Raw genomic sequence first — 15,432 nt, forward strand, 5'->3', positions numbered from 1 at the left:
GAGCACCTCTCGCGTCGAGTGCGGCGTCCGGAGCTGTGAGTCGCTCCTCGCCGAGATCACGAACTTTCAACATGGACGTTGAAAAGCCTTCGACTCATGGTGGCAGCCGTCGCGGAGAGTTGTCAACGCCCGCGTTGCAAAAGATGCGCCCATCTACACAAACGTTGACAACGTCAGCCCAGGCGGGCAACATTCGTGTTGATTTCCGTGTGTCAGTCGTCACATACATACGTCGGACCCGGGGCACAGGCCTCTGGCGACACTCACCCGAATGGACATCACCATGCCGAACACAGTCCGCTCCACGCCGCGCACCGAGGTGGTGCTCGACGTCCAGAAGTCGCGAAAGGCACTTGTCGCAGGTTCACTCGGCAATCTCATCGAGTGGTACGAATTCGCGATCTACGCCTACATGGCGCCGATCATCGCGCCCTTGTTCTTCCCGTCGGACAACCCGACTGCGTCGATACTCTCGACGTTCCTGCTCTTCGCCCTCGCCTTCTTCCTGCGCCCTGTCGGGGCAGTGATCTTCGGGCGGATGACGGACAGATTGGGACGTAAGCCCGTACTCGCGCTGATCATTGTGCTGATGACCATTGCCACGACGTGCATCGGCCTTCTGCCTACGCACTCCTCGATCGGAATCCTCGCGCCCCTGCTGCTGACGCTGTGCCGCATCGCCCAGGGATTGTCCGCGGGCGGCGAGATGGGCGGAGCGGTGTCCCTGATGGTCGAGTCCGCTCCCTCCGGCAAACGCGGGCTCTACGGCTCCTGGTCGTTCGTCGGAACCACCTTGGGCTTCGTGCTCGGCGGCGGCGTCGCGACACTTCTGGCAGTCCTTCTCTCCGACGATGCCATGGCTTCCTATGGCTGGCGGGTCGGGTTCCTCATTGCGGCTCCCATGGGCCTCATCGTCCTCTACCTTCGGCTCAAGGTCGACGAGACGCCGCACTTCAAGCAGATCCAGGTCGAGGTCGACTCAGGCAAACCTGCCGTCGGGGAACCCATCGAGCGACGACCACTGACGTTTCTCGCGGCAACCATGGGCGTCGTGGTCGTGTACAACGCAGTCGGCAACACCTTCATGGTCGGAATGCCGACTTTCCTGTCGACCAGCTACGACATGACCTTCGAGCGGTCCTACTTCCTTGCACTCGTCACCGGACTCATCGCCGGGCTGTCGATGCCGGTGTTCGGTGCACTGTCCGACCGCGTGGGACGACGCCCGGTGCTGATGTTCGGATCGGTTGCGGTGGTGGTCCTTTCCTATCCCCTCTATTTCATGCTGAATCTCGGCTTCGGCGGTGGACTGGTGGCACTCGTGATCGCCGGTCTGCTCATCGGCGTCGTCGGCGGCCCGATGCCGGCATTCCTGTCCGAACGTTTCCGTACCCGCAACCGTGCTACCGGCGTATCCGTGACCTACGCGTTGTCGGTGGCGATCTTCGGCGGCACGGCGCCGTACATCATCACTTGGCTTGCATCCACCACAGGTGATCCGCTGTCGGCGGCCTACTACACGCTTGGATGTGCAGCAATCAGTGTTGTTGCGCTATTGACGATTCGTGGCGCACAACGCTCGCAACACCGCGAGGAACTCGAGCTCTGACGAAGGTCGCACCCCCTGGTCCACTGGACCAGGGGGTACAGAGCTTTTCCGCTACCGTACGGCTGCAAATCCTCCGTCGACCGGAAGCAGCTGACCGGTGATGAAGTGCGACGCGTCGCTCGCCAGGAATACGAGCACCGGAGCCAGATCGCGTTCGGCGTTTCCGAACGTTCCACCGAGCGGAATGTCCTTGCGGAGCTGTTCCTGATAGGCGGCAAGCTCCTCTGGCCCCAGCGAGTTGGTGTATTTGTCGAACATCGGTGTGTTTACATAGGGCAGAACAGCATTGACGCGGATTCCGGATGGACCCCACTCACGGGCGACAGTCCTGGTCCACGTATGCACGGCACCCTTGGACGAGCCGTAGGTGGCGTTGGCCAATTCCCCGGTAAATCCGGACATCGACCCGAAGTTGATGATCGCCCCCGTGCCTGCCGACTGCATGATCCGGTACGCGGATTGGTTGGTATGAATCGTTCCCAGCACATTCACACGGTAGATGCTCTCGAACAAGTCATCGGTGATCTCCTCGGCCATCGCGGAGCGCTGCAGACCGGCGATGTTCACCAGGACATCGATTCCACCAAGTTCTCTTGCAGCACTGCGGAACAACGACTCGGTAGCATCACCGTCGGTGATATCGAGACGCGAGAACTCGACCACTCCGGGCCCAGCGTCGCTCGCTTCCTCCGCGACGACCCTACCGCCCTCCTCGTTCAGGTCGTACGAACGCACGGTCGCACCCTCCATGGCGTATGCCTTTACGATGGCAGCACCGATACCTTGGGCGCCACCGGTGACCAGGATGCGTTTTCCTTCGAGTTGCATGTTGACTTCTTTCAGATTGAATTCGGCTCCCGGCAAGCGTGATAACGAATGCTGCCCGAGGCGGATCACGGACCGAGTCGTCCACTTCGTTGATGATAGTTGCACAGCTGTAGTTAACTGCAACAACACTTTTCGATATACCACAAGCCGCCATCGACGGCATAGCGTAAAGGATCGAAGCAATGAAGGCATGGCGATTTACCGCGGTCAACGAAAAACTGCGACACGAAGAAGTCGGCGAACTGGTGCCCGGCCCCGAAGACATCGTCATCGACACCGGTGCGGTCGGCCTGTGCCACTCCGACATCGGGTTCATGAACGGAACTATCACGCACCTACTCGGACACGTCCCCATCACACTCGGCCATGAGATAGTCGGCACCGTCTCTGCTGTCGGATCGAACGTCTCTGAGTTCGTCCTCGGTGACCGTGTCGGGATACCTGCAACCACGGACGGCCCAGGGACCGCGATGGACGGCGGCTACGCCGAGAAGGTCAGGGTTCCGTCCCACCTCCCCGTAGCCTTACCCGATGGGTTGTCGTTTCGCGACGCGGCGTCGGCGACTTGTTCGGGTCGCACCGCGTACAGGGCAGTGCACACAGCTGGACAGATCGAATCCGGGATGAAGGTCGGTATAGTCGGATTCGGCGGCCTCGGCTACTTTGGTGTCCAGATCGCCAAGGCCGCAGGAGCTTCCGTGTTCGTCGCTGACGTCAATGAGGCACGGTGGCCACTCGCATGCCATCTGGGTGTCGAGTCGTGCTCGAAGGACATCCGTGTCTTCGAATCCGAGGATCTCGACGTGATCATCGACTTCGCGGGCGCGGACGGAACCCTCGACTCCGCAATCGGAGCCATTCGGCATGGCGGCCGCATCGTCGAGGTTGGGCTGGGCGTCGAAGCCACATCCGTTTCGATCCCCAGCATCACTATGAAAGAAGTACATATCGTCGGTGCATCGAACGGCACCAAAGCCGAAGCGAGCGCAATACTCGCGCTGATAGCCAAAGGGGCAGTACAGCCGAAGACCGAGCAGATCTCCTTCGGCGAGATTCCCGAAGGCCTGCACCGCCTCGAGCAGGGCGCACCTGACGGACGCCTCATCGCCGTACTCTAGGTCCGACCTCCGCTTGCCGCCGATAGGCGACGGTTGCCCGATGCTACTGCCGCCCCGCCCAACTGACCCCCGAAAGGGGCCCACTGAGTGGGACACCAGCGCATTGTGAACCTACCTGCGGTGATCCGGCACTGTTGACTTCGTGAGATCCGCGCCAGAGTCTGAATGGGCCTGCACAGCAACCCCCGTGCGGCCCCGACACGTTCGTTTGTAGTCAGACCGCCCGCGACGGTTCGGTCAGGAGGGTTTCCCGTTCAATTGTCACACTTTGATCTTGGAAACCCTCCGTGTGCCCGCCCTGTAGCGACACCCTTCGAGGAATCAACCGTTACGCTGAAAACCATGCCGACGGACCGCGGACTCAAGTTCATGAACGCCGCCCACCGCGCCCTGCTGCGCATTACCGGCGGGCGGGTCGGGCGGAGTTTCGGCAAGATGCCGGCGGTGGAGTTGACCACCGTCGGCCGCAAGACCGGGAAGGTGCACAGCGTCATGCTGACCGTCCCGGTGCGGGAAGGCGACACCCTCGTCGTGGTGGCGTCACGTGGTGGCGACGACCGCAACCCCGCGTGGTTCCTGAACCTGCAGGCCAACCCGGTGGTCCAACTGTCGCTCCAGGGAAACCCCGCGCAGTCCATGCGCGCTCACGTGGCCACCGCCGAGGAGCGGGCCCGTCTGTGGCCGAGGGTGACTGCCGCCTACAAGGGATACGCCGGTTACCAGAAGAAAACGGACCGCGAGATTCCTCTGGTTCTGCTCGACCCCACGACCTGACCGCGGTCACCGCCGGCAGAACACGGTTCGGTTGCAGTCCGGCGCAGTGAGCCGGTTCCACTCTTAACCTCGACCTCACCCTTATAGATTTGCGGGTTCCGGGCGGGCGAGGTTGGGAGTGACGTGGACACTGAAGATGCTGCGCTGCACAAGTCCGGCACCCGACACCGTCCGCGGCGCGGGTGGATCGTAACGACGCTGATGCTTCTCGTCTTCATGGGTGCGCCTGCCCCGTCGGCGACGGCCGAAGCGATCGTGCAACCGGTGGCAGCGGACCCGAGCGTCGTCCGCGCATCCGACGGCATGTTCTACATGTACACAACCGCCGACGACTGGGGCGACGGCCAGGGCATGCACAACATGTCGATCTTCAAGTCCGCCGACCTCATGGACTGGATGTACCTCGGCGACGTCTTCCCCGACCGGCCCGCGTGGCATCCCGACGGCAAGCTCGCGTGGGCGCCGAACGTGCTCGAGTCCGACGGTCAGTTCAGCCTGTACTACTCGCTTTACGACGAGTCGAACCCGTGCATCGGTCTCGCCACCGCCGATCGGCCCACCGGACCGTGGACCGATCTCGGCCGGCCCGTGTTCTGCGCCCACGACGTCGGCGTCGGCGGCACCATCGATCCGTTCGTGTGGGACGACGGCACGACGAAGACCATGTTCGTCGGCAACTTTCAGGGCGTCCACGCCATCCCGCTCAGCCCGGACGGGACCGCTGCGGCCGGCGAACCCGTACGCGTCGCGGACGAGCGCTTCGAGGGCCCCTACGTCGAATTCCACGACGGCTACTACTACCTGTTCCTCTCGGCCGGCAACTGCTGCAACGGCGCCGACACCGCCTACCGCGTCCTCGTCGGCCGGTCGGAGACGCTGACGGGGCCGTACCTCGACCGGAAGGGCCAGGACCTAAACGACGGCGGAGGGGCCCTCATCCTCGCCGGCAGCGAACCGTGGGCAGGGCCGGGCCACAACACGGTGGTCTCCGACGACGCGGGCTCGGATTGGATCGTGTACCACGCCATTCCGCGCGACAACCGGGATCTGCCCAGCGGAGCCCGCCGGCGCGAAGGGATGATCGACCGGATCGTGTGGGCGAACGGCTGGCCCGAGGTGGGTGACGGTTCGCCCGCGTCGACTGGGCCGGCGAACCCCGACACGGATCTGCCGGTGCGGGTCACGTTGCGCGCCGATTCCGACACCACGCTGCCTCCGGGCGGCGGGACCGTCGACACCACCATGCTCGTCGAGGCCCCCGATGATCGGCCCTACGCGGGGCAGGTGTGGGTGAGCGCCGTGTCGCCGGACGGCCAGACCAGCGATCCGTTCTTCGGGCCGGTCGATGTAGACCTGCAACCCGGCGAGGTGTTCGAGGAGGCCATCGCCTACACGGTCCCGGGAGATGCGGTCGCGGGTACCTACTACGCCTACGCGTTCGCGGGCACCTACCCCGACGAGACCGTCGAGTTCGGCACCGTTCACGCCGTGAAGTCCGGCGACGAGGCCAGGATCAGCCCGGTCCGCTCGGTGTCGCTGCACCTCGGCACGGTCGCGCGCTGACGAGGCACTCCGGCAAGGAACAACCGATTCGGTTTCCGATTCTCACTTTGACAACTGAATCCGCAACATTTCTCGCCTATCGCTATTGAAATAGTGGCAGGCGTAGGTCAGGATGGGTGCCACGGTGACGTGCCTCACACGTCACCTTTCGGTCATTCCACCAACAAAGGTGCTCCATGCTGCAGACAGTGTTCGAGAAGAATCAACCGAACGCGAAGGTCGTCGACCATGCGCTCCGGCGCACCCGGTTGGCACCGTTCTGGATCGAGGACGTCGCCGACACCCCCACCTACCCGGCCGCCTCGGCCGACGCCGCGTACGACCTGGTGGTCGTCGGCGGCGGATACACCGGACTCTGGAGTGCTCTGCTCGCGAAACAGCGCCACCCCGAACTGTCCGTCGCGCTCGTGGAGGGCGAGACCATCGGATGGGCGGCATCCGGCCGTAACGGCGGGTTCGTCGAAGCCAGCCTGACCCACGGCAGCGAGAACGGACGACGACGCTGGCCGGGGGAGATCGACGCCCTCGAAGCGCTCGGGCTCGAGAACCTCGACGCCATCGAGAAGACCGTCCACACTCTGGGGTTGGACTGCGATTTCGAACGGAACGGCGCGATCTCGGTCGCGATCGCCGATTACCAGGCAAAGGACGTGTTCCACACTCCGCCGAGCGCTACCACCACGGTGCTCGACGGGCCCGCGATGCGCGCGCAGGTGAACTCGCCGACGTATCTGGCCGGTCTGTGGGACAAGCAGTCCACCGCGCTGGTGCATCCGGCCAAGCTCGCCACCGAACTCGGCCGGGCGTGCGCGGAGCACGGTGTCGAGATGTTCGAGCACACCAAGGTTCTCGATCTCGTCCGCTCCCGATCGTCGTCCCGGGTCGGCGTTCGGACGGCGTCCGCGACCCTGTCGGCCGGACGAGTGATCCTGGCAACCAATGCGTTTCCGTCCCTGCTGAAGAGGTACCGGCTGCACACGGTTCCGGTGTACGACTACGTGCTCATGACCGAACCGCTGTCCGACGCACAGCTCGCGGAGGTCGGATGGTCTGCGCGACAGGGCGTCGCCGACATGTCCAACCAATTCCACTACTACCGGCTCACCCGCGACAACCGAATCCTCTGGGGCGGATACGACGCGATCTACCATTTCGGGCGGGGAATGCACCACGACCTCGAAGACCGCCCCGAATCCCACGCGAGGCTCGCGAGCCACTTCTTCACGACGTTTCCTCAGCTCGAGGGCCTCGAGTTCACCCACAAGTGGGGCGGCGTCATCGATACGTCGACACGCTTCTGCTCGTTCTTCGGTTCCGCGGCGAAGGGGCGGATCGCGTACGCGGCCGGCTTCACCGGTCTCGGTGTCGGCGCCTCCCGCTTCGCGGCGAACGTCATGCTCGACAAGGTGTCCGGCGAGACGACGGCGTTGACGGAATTGGACTTGGTGAAGTCCATGCCCCTCCCCTTCCCGCCCGAACCGTTGGCGGCGGCCGGCATCAACGCCACCCGGTGGTCCCTCGATCGCGCCGATCATCAGGAAGGCCGACGGAACCTGTTCCTCAAGGCTCTCGACGCGGTGGGATTGGGGTTCGACTCGTGATCGACCCCGCGATCGGGGTCGTCGCCTGGGAATCCGGACCGCACATCGAGGCTCGAACCGCCGATCTCGACTACCACCGTCTCCCGGACGAGCAGGTGATCGGCGACAGCGTGCCGATGGTCGGCGAACGAGTGCTCGGCGACTTCGCCGGTGTCACCGTCGGCGTGTGGGAGATCGAGCCCAGCACCTCGTGCGACGTCGAGATCGACGAGGTGTTCGTGGTGCTCAGCGGCGACGCGACCGTGCAGTTCGAGGATGGCACCCCGGATCTCGAGCTCAGTCCCGGAAGTGTCGTCCACGTGCGGTCCGGCCAGAAAACCAGGTGGATCGTGCGTGACACGCTGCGGAAGGTCTTCATCGCCGCACCGGCAACATAACCGCGAAAACCACTGCACCCCTGTACTACACCTGCACGGGCACGTCTGCCCGCATCCGCACACCTCGAGGGAGAATTGATGAGCATTGCCGAACCTCCACCCTTGAAGACCCAGCCCTCGAAGACCCAGAACCCGCTCGGCTCCGCGAAGGGCCTCAACAGCGGCGCACTGGGGTTGATCGGCAACACGGTGATCGGGCTGTCCTCGGTCGCGCCCGCCTACAGCCTCGCCGCGACGCTGGGTTACGTCGTTCTGGCAGTCGGCGACAAGGCACCGTCGATGTTCCTCGTCGCGTTCATCCCCATGTTGCTCACGGCGTTCGCCTACCGCGAGCTCAATCGCGACACGCCGGACTGCGGGACCTCGTTCACCTGGGGCACCAAGGCGTTCGGTCCGTGGATCGGATGGATGGCGGGGTGGGGACTCGCCGTGTCCGCGATCATCGTCCTCGCCAACACCGCGGAGATTGCGGCAATCTACCTGTTCGAGGTTCTCGGGTTGCACGCGGCAGCCGAGTCGCTCGCCGCGAAGGTGCTGCTGGGGTGCTTCTTCATCGCGGCCATGACGTACGTCAGCTTTCGCGGCATTCTCATCAGCGAACGGCTGCAGAATGTCCTGATCGCGGTGCAGTTCACCGTCCTCATCGGGGTCAGCGTCATCGCACTGTCGAAGGTGTTCGGCGGCACCGCCGGCCCGCAGGCGATCACCCCGAAACTCGACTGGATCATTCCCACCGGCATCTCGATGTCCAGTGCCGCACAGGCCATCATCCTGTGCATCTTCATCTACTGGGGGTGGGATGCCTGCCTGGCAGTCGGTGAGGAAACAAAGGATTCCGAGCGGACCCCCGGCCGCGCCGCGGTCTTGACCACGGTCATTCTCGTCGCCACGTACGTCCTCGTCGGATACGCGGTCCTGTCGTTCGCCGGGTTCGGCGACACCGGCATCGGCCTGAACAATCCCGAAAACGTCGACGACGTGCTGACCACCCTGGGCGGGCCGGTCGCCGGACCGGTCGCCGCCTCGCTGCTGCTGCTGACCGTCTCGATCTCCGCGCTCTCCTCGACCCAGACCACCATCCTGCCGACGGCCCGCGGAACATTGTCGATGGCGGTCTACGAAGCACTGCCGCGAAAATTCTCCACCGTGCACCCCCGATACATGACCCCCGGTTTCGGAACCCTGGTCATGGGAGCGTCGGCGCTCCTGTTCTACCTGGTCCTGTCGTTCGCGAGCGCCAACGCCCTGCAAGATTCGGTGGCGTCGCTCGGACTCGCGGTCGCCTTCTACTACGGCATCACCGCCTACGCGTGCGTCTGGTACTTCCGTCGGACACTCCTCGACTCGGCCCGGAATCTGTTCATGCGCGGCATCTTTCCGCTGCTCGGTGCCCTCTGCATGACGTGGGCTTTCGTTCAGAGCGCCGTCGACATGCTGCGTCCCGACTACGGATTCACCGCGTTCGGTCCGTTCGGGGGCGTGTTCGTTCTCGGCGTCGGAATGCTGGTGGTCGGAATCCCCCTGATGTTGCTGTGTTTCGCGACCGGCTCCCGGGACTTCTTCCGCGGACGCACCCTCACCGCCGACACGGAAGTGAAGGTGCCCGAGTCGTGAGTGCCGACGTCACCGGGAAGAGGCGATAGTTTCCGAAATGTCCGAGCCGATTGTCTTCGACACCACGAGCAAGGGAGGATTCGAGCATGTCTGAGCAGCCTGCCTCTCTCGATCCCGTGTCCAAGCAGATCATCGAGCAACTTCAGGAGGATGGACGGCGGTCGTACTCGGCCATCGGCAAGGTCGTCGGATTGTCGGAAGCGGCTGTACGCCAACGCGTGCAGAAGCTGATCGACACCGGCGTCACGCAGATCGTCGCGGTCACCGACCCCGTTCAAGTGGGATTCTCACGTCAGGCCATGGTCGGAATCCGCTGCTCCGGGGACGTCACCGACATCGCCGCCCGGCTCGCCGACGTCGACGCCATCGACTACGTCGTGTTGACGGCAGGCGCCTACGACATTCTGGCCGAGATCGTATGCGAGAACGACGACCACCTCCTGACCGTGCTCAACAAAGAAATTCGCACTATTCCCGGTGTGCTCGGCACCGAGACGATGGTGTACCTGAAACTTGTCAAACAGCAATATGATTGGGGAACCCGATGACCACGGTTACCACCTCTTCGCCCACGACGCCGCAACTCGAAGCGGCAGCCCGCCGCCACCTGTGGGGGCATTTCTCCCGGCACGGGCAGAACATCACCCCGCCGATCATCACCCGCGGTGAGGGTGCCCGGATCTGGGACGCGGCCGGCAAGAGCTACCTCGACGGGCTGTCCGGGTTGTTCGTGGTTCAGGCCGGTCACGGCCGGACCGAGCTCGCCGAGGCCGCCGCCAAGCAGGCCGAACAGCTCGCGTTCTTCCCGCTCTGGTCCTACGCCACCCCACCGGCGATCGAACTCGCCGAACGCCTCGCCGGCTACGCCCCCGGCGATCTGAACCGGGTCTTCTTCACCACCGGCGGCGGCGAGGCCGTCGAAAGCGCCTGGAAACTGGCCAAGCAGTACTTCAAGAAGGTCGGCAAACCCGGCAAGCACAAGGTGATCTCCCGCTCCATCGCCTACCACGGCACCCCGCAGGGCGCCCTCGCCATCACCGGCATCCCCGCCCTGAAGGCCCCGTTCGAACCGCTCACCCCCGGCGCGTTCCGGGTCCCCAACACCAACATCTACCGGGCCCCCGAACCCCTCGGCTCGGACCCGAAGGCGTTCGGGATCTGGGCCGCCGACCGGATCGCCGAGGCCATCGAATTCGAGGGCCCGGACACCGTCGCCGCCGTCTTCCTCGAACCGGTGCAGAACGCCGGCGGCTGCTTCCCGCCCCCGCCCGGCTACTTCGAGCGGGTCAGGCAGATCTGCGACGAGTACGACGTGCTGCTGGTCTCGGACGAGGTGATCTGCGCGTTCGGCCGGATCGGGTCGATGTTCGCGTGCGACGACTTCGGGTACGTCCCCGACATCATCACCTGCGCCAAGGGCCTCACGTCCGGGTACTCCCCGATCGGGGCGATGATCGCCTCGGACCGATTGTTCGAACCGTTCGCCGACGGGACGTCGATGTTCGCGCACGGCTACACCTTCGGCGGGCACCCCGTCTCGGCGGCGGTGGCATTGGCGAACCTGGACATCTTCGAACGCGAGGGCCTCAACGCCCACGTCGCCGAGCAGGCGCCGGCGTTCCGGGCCACCCTCGACAAGCTCACCGATCTGCCGATGGTCGGGGACGTGCGCGGCGAGGGCTTCTTCTACGGCATCGAGCTGGTCAAGGACAAAACCACGAAGGAGTCGTTCACCGATGACGAGGCCGAACGGATCCTGCACGGGTTCCTCTCCACCGCCCTGTTCGACGCCGGCCTGTACTGCCGGGCCGACGACCGCGGCGACCCGGTCATCCAACTCGCCCCGCCCCTGATCTGCGGACAGACCGAATTCGACGAAATCGAAAACATCCTCCGCAGCGTCCTCACCGAAGCCTGGACCCTGCTGTGAACCACCAGGACCTTCCCGGGCTGTACGTCGGCGGCCGCTACCGGGACGGCCGGGCGGCCGAACGGTACGAGGTGCTCGATCCGGCCACGGGCGAGGTGATCTCCTCCCGCACCGAAGCATCGGTGGACGACGTCGACGACGCGGTCGCCACCGCGAAGACCGCCTACGCGGACTGGTCGACGACGAGCCCGGGCGAGCGTTCCGCCGTCCTGACTCGATGGGCTGCCGAGCTCACGGAGATGTCCGACGACATCGCACGCACCGAAACCCGGCAGACGGGCAAACCGATCAAACTCTCGACCGAGTTCGACGTTCCCGGGTCGATCGACAACGTGTCGTTCTTCGCCGGCGCGGCCCGCAATCTGGAGGGCAAGGCGTCGGGCGAGTACTCCCCCGACCACACGTCCAGCATCCGCCGCGAACCGGTCGGGGTGATCGGCTCGATCGCGCCGTGGAACTATCCACTGCAGATGGCCGCGTGGAAGGTCCTGCCCGCGGTCGCCGCGGGCAACACCATCGTGCTCAAACCGGCGGAGATCACTCCCCTGACGTCGCTGCTGTTCGCGGAGGCCGCGTCCCGAGCCGGAATGCCGGACGGCGTCGTCAACGTGATCACCGGCCGCGGCGTGACGACGGGGTCGTCGCTGGTGTCGCATCGGGACGTGAGCATGGTGAGTTTCACCGGATCGACGCCCGTGGGACGGCAGATCGCGGCCGCCGCGGCGGGCAAGCGACTTCATCTGGAACTGGGCGGGAAGGCCCCCTTCGTGGTGTTCGACGACGCCGATCTCGAGGCGGCGATCAACGGAGCCGTCGCCGGTGCCCTCATCAACTCGGGCCAGGACTGCACCGCGGCCACCCGCGCCTACGTGCAGCGTCCGCTGTACGACGACTTCGTCGCCGGGGTGGCCTCACTCATGGATACCGTCCGCCTGGGCGACCCGTCCGATCCCGAGACCGACATGGGGCCGTTGGTGTCGCGGCGACAGCAGCAGCACGTCGCCGGATTCATCGATCGCGCCCGCGACACCGGGGCGAAGATCGTCCGCGGCGGATCCGTCCCCGGGGGCGACCTCGCATCCGGCTTCTACTACGAGCCGACGCTCGTCGTGGGTGCCGACCAGTCGAGTGAGATCGTGCAGCGGGAGATCTTCGGCCCGGTTCTCGTCGTCCTGCCGTTCGACAACGATCCGGACGGAATCGCGCTCGCCAACGACACCGACTTCGGGCTGGCGGCGTCCGCGTGGACACGGGACCTGTACCGGGCTCAAACCGCCTCCCGCGACATCGCCGCGGGCTGCGTGTGGATCAACGACCACATCCCGATCATCAGCGAGATGCCCCACGGCGGGTACAAGGCGTCCGGTTACGGCAAGGACATGTCGACGTACTCGCTCGACGAATACACCAACGTCAAGCACGTCATGTCCGACATCACCGGAACCGCCAGGAAGGACTGGCACCGGACGGTGTTCGGCGACCGAGGATAAGCCCGATCGCCGGGACGGCAGCGTGTGTGCCGTCCCGGCGACCGCGGCGGTTCTGCCGAGTCCCGCCCTGTGCGCGACTACGCTGACGAACAGGCGCGTTCGCTTCAGCTGAAAGGCAGAGACGATGCATGTGACTCCGTTCGCCTGGATTGTGACGATCATCGTGATCGTCGCGCTGCTCGCGTTCGACTACTTCTTCCACGTCCGCCACGCGCACATCCCGACGCTGAGGGAAGCGGCGATCTGGTCGTCGATCTACGTCGGACTCGCGTTGCTCTTCGGAGTCGCGGTCCTGATCTTCGGCGGCGTCGACATGGGCTCGGAGTACTTCGCCGGCTACGTCACGGAGAAGGCGCTGTCCGTCGACAACCTCTTCGTCTTCCTCATCATCATGTCCAGCTTCCGGGTGCCGCGCGAAGACCAGCAGAAGGTCCTGCTGTTCGGCATCGTGTTCTCGATCTTCGCCCGGACCGCGTTCATCTTCCTCGGTGCCGCGCTGATCAACTCGTTCGCGTGGGTGTTCTACTTCTTCGGCCTGATCCTGCTGATCACCGCCGGCAACATGCTGCGACCCGAGACCGAGGATTCGCACTCGGCGGACAACTTCATCATCCGGATCGCGAAGAAGTTCATGCACACCACCGAGCACTACGACGGCGACAAACTCTTCACCATCGAGAACGGCAAGCGGGCGATGACGCCCATGCTGCTGGTGATGGTTGCGATCGGCGGCACCGACATCCTGTTCGCGCTCGACTCCATTCCCGCGATCTTCGGCCTCACCCAGAACGTCTTCGTCGTCTTCACGGCCACCGTGTTCTCGCTGATGGGTCTGCGGCAGCTGTACTTCCTGCTCGACGGTCTCCTCGACCGCCTCATCTACCTGTCGTACGGACTGTCCGCGATCCTCGCGTTCATCGGGGTCAAGCTGATCCTGCATGCGCTGCACGAGAACAACCTGCCGTTCGTCAACGACGGCGAACCGGTGAACGTCATCGAGATCAGCACGTTCGCGTCGCTGGCCGTCATCATCGGCATCCTCGTCATCACCGTGATCGCGTCGCTCACCAGCAAGCGGGGCAGGGCACAATCCGCCATCGCCGGTGCCCGGCGGCACGCGATCAACTACCTCGACCTCGACTACACCGCCGACCTGGCCGAGCGCGAACGCATGTATGACAAGTTGCGGGGCGAGGAGGAACAGCTCAAGAAGCTCGACCCGAAGTTCAAGAAGATGGTCCGCGAGGAAACCGCACTCATGGACCTCATCAAGCGCGCCCACCAGGAGCACGACGCGTTTCTCAAACAGAATTAGACGAACAACGAAGCGCCCACCGAATCGGCGGGCGCTCCTGTGACTCGTGCCCCATCCCCATGAAGGCACGCGCCGCGACTACCTCCTCCTCATCCGCATTCCGCCGTCCGCCATGCCCATGGCGGTGATACCGAGACCCAGCAGACAGACGACGATGCCGCAGATCACGTTCGACCAGATCATTCCCGCCGTGGTGGTAACTCCGACGACCAGCCACGGGCTGACGATCATCCACAGACCCAGCAGCGGCGCGACGAACGCCATGCCGTGCGTGCGTGAGTAGGCCGACGTGAAACCGACGGCAAGCAGTGCCACCGCAACACCCGACAACAGATTGCACATCGCCAGGCCCGACTGGCTCGCGAACCCGACAATCCACGGCGACGCCGCCATGTAGAGGCCCGCCATGAACATCAGGCCCTCGGTGACCTGCGTCATCGGCTGTTCCGAGACTCGGTCGTAGCGAGCCCGCAACTCGGCGATATCAGGGTGTCTCTCGATCGACATACCTGGTGTCGTCATCACCCACCTCCTTGAAAAAGAGAACCAATCCCTACCGAAGGGGGTGCCCCGAACTTGGCAGGGCAAACCAGCGATAACCAGGTAATTTTTGCGAATTTGTGCTACCGACCAGTCCCCTCGGACCGCGGCGCCCTTGGGCAAGCGTCCAGGGGCGGGCATACTCGAATTGTGTGGTGGATTGCCTGGGTCGCGCTCGTGTGGGTAGCACTGTCGGTGCCGCTCGCGATCCTCATCGGGAGAGCGATACGGCAGAAAGACCTGCGCGAACTACCCGCCAGGGAAGACACGACAAGAAAGAACGACCCGCCCGACCGAACGGTTGCGTGACCGCGCCCCAGCGCGCGCAGTCCCGGCGCAGCTTGGAAGGATAGCGGGATGGCGCTGCCCTTCTATCCACTCGTGTTCATGAACCTGTTGTTTGCGGCGACCACACTGTGCCTTGCACGCCCCTCCCGCCTGTCCGCCGCAGCCACCGTCGCTGCCGCCGTTCTGTGGCTGTTCGGCAACGGACCGCTCGAGGGTCAAGTCCTCTGGGAGTTCGACGCCACGCACGGCCTCACGGTGTCCGACCTGCTGTCCGTTGCGGCCGTCGCCATCGCCGCGTGGACGTTCGCGACTACCGAGGACCGACCGTGGGCTCGGCGAACCGGGCGACGCCGCCGAACGCCGTTCCGGATTCGGTACTGAGCGG

General features: G+C 64.5%; 14 protein-coding genes. 12 read left to right on the top strand and 2 right to left on the bottom strand.

From position 1 onward, the window contains the following. Positions 1–283: 283 nt before the first annotated feature. Positions 284–1,609, top strand: a complete 1,326-nt coding sequence (locus tag G9373_RS23430; protein ID WP_063711561.1) for an MFS transporter — start codon at positions 284–286, stop codon at positions 1,607–1,609. Between the two features lie 51 nt (positions 1,610–1,660). On the opposite strand, the gene G9373_RS23435 is transcribed toward G9373_RS23430, so the two are convergent. Beyond that, the gene (locus G9373_RS23435; protein ID WP_346842847.1) at positions 1,661–2,506 is read right to left on the bottom strand and encodes an SDR family oxidoreductase; all 846 of its coding nucleotides are present in this window, start codon (positions 2,504–2,506) and stop codon (positions 1,661–1,663) included. A 113-nt stretch (positions 2,507–2,619) separates the two neighbouring features. On the opposite strand from G9373_RS23435, the gene G9373_RS23440 reads away from it, so the two are divergent. The 10 genes from G9373_RS23440 (at position 2,620) to G9373_RS23485 (ending at position 14,219) form a co-directional block, all read left to right on the top strand. Continuing rightward, positions 2,620–3,555 (top strand): zinc-binding dehydrogenase, encoded by a 936-nt coding sequence (locus G9373_RS23440; RefSeq protein ID WP_120659549.1) that lies wholly within the window; start codon positions 2,620–2,622, stop codon positions 3,553–3,555. 342 nt (positions 3,556–3,897) lie between these two features. Further along, positions 3,898–4,329 (top strand): nitroreductase/quinone reductase family protein, encoded by a 432-nt coding sequence (locus tag G9373_RS23445; protein WP_167117000.1) that lies wholly within the window; start codon positions 3,898–3,900, stop codon positions 4,327–4,329. Between the two features lie 123 nt (positions 4,330–4,452). Further along, positions 4,453–5,892 (top strand): family 43 glycosylhydrolase, encoded by a 1,440-nt coding sequence (locus G9373_RS23450; RefSeq protein WP_167117002.1) that lies wholly within the window; start codon positions 4,453–4,455, stop codon positions 5,890–5,892. Positions 5,893–6,068: 176 nt separating this feature from the next. Beyond that, positions 6,069–7,493 carry an FAD-dependent oxidoreductase gene (locus G9373_RS23455; protein WP_167117005.1) on the top strand — a complete coding sequence of 475 codons (1,425 nt, stop codon included), beginning with the start codon at positions 6,069–6,071 and terminating at the stop codon, positions 7,491–7,493. Then, positions 7,490–7,870 (top strand): cupin domain-containing protein, encoded by a 381-nt coding sequence (locus tag G9373_RS23460; protein ID WP_167117007.1) that lies wholly within the window; start codon positions 7,490–7,492, stop codon positions 7,868–7,870. Before G9373_RS23455 ends, G9373_RS23460 begins: the two co-directional genes overlap by 4 nt. Before the next feature lie 78 nt (positions 7,871–7,948). Next, the gene (locus G9373_RS23465; RefSeq protein ID WP_206032528.1) at positions 7,949–9,484 is read left to right on the top strand and encodes an APC family permease; all 1,536 of its coding nucleotides are present in this window, start codon (positions 7,949–7,951) and stop codon (positions 9,482–9,484) included. Positions 9,485–9,570: 86 nt separating this feature from the next. Further along, positions 9,571–10,032, top strand: a complete 462-nt coding sequence (locus G9373_RS23470; protein ID WP_005264039.1) for an Lrp/AsnC family transcriptional regulator — start codon at positions 9,571–9,573, stop codon at positions 10,030–10,032. Further along, positions 10,029–11,414, top strand: coding sequence for an aspartate aminotransferase family protein (locus G9373_RS23475; protein WP_054245803.1), 1,386 nt, complete (start codon positions 10,029–10,031; stop codon positions 11,412–11,414). Before G9373_RS23470 ends, G9373_RS23475 begins: the two co-directional genes overlap by 4 nt. Further along, positions 11,411–12,904 (top strand): gamma-aminobutyraldehyde dehydrogenase, encoded by a 1,494-nt coding sequence (locus G9373_RS23480; protein ID WP_054245802.1) that lies wholly within the window; start codon positions 11,411–11,413, stop codon positions 12,902–12,904. The genes G9373_RS23475 and G9373_RS23480 overlap by 4 nt, the downstream gene beginning before the upstream one ends. Positions 12,905–13,028: 124 nt before the next feature. After that, positions 13,029–14,219, top strand: coding sequence for a TerC family protein (locus G9373_RS23485; RefSeq protein WP_054245801.1), 1,191 nt, complete (start codon positions 13,029–13,031; stop codon positions 14,217–14,219). A gap of 78 nt (positions 14,220–14,297) precedes the next feature. Here G9373_RS23485 and G9373_RS23490 read toward each other — a convergent pair whose 3' ends face one another. Next, complete coding sequence (locus G9373_RS23490) at positions 14,298–14,741, bottom strand: SPW repeat protein (RefSeq protein WP_011597573.1); 444 nt, start codon at positions 14,739–14,741, stop codon at positions 14,298–14,300. Positions 14,742–15,116: 375 nt separating this feature from the next. Here G9373_RS23490 and G9373_RS23495 point away from each other — a divergent pair, with 375 nt between their 5' ends. Beyond that, the gene (locus G9373_RS23495; RefSeq protein ID WP_005563197.1) at positions 15,117–15,428 is read left to right on the top strand and encodes a hypothetical protein; all 312 of its coding nucleotides are present in this window, start codon (positions 15,117–15,119) and stop codon (positions 15,426–15,428) included. Positions 15,429–15,432: the final 4 nt, after the last annotated feature.

The sequence above is a fragment of the Rhodococcus sp. A14 genome (genome assembly GCF_011603105.1).
In the GTDB taxonomy this organism is placed as follows: domain Bacteria; phylum Actinomycetota; class Actinomycetes; order Mycobacteriales; family Mycobacteriaceae; genus Rhodococcus_F; species Rhodococcus_F opacus.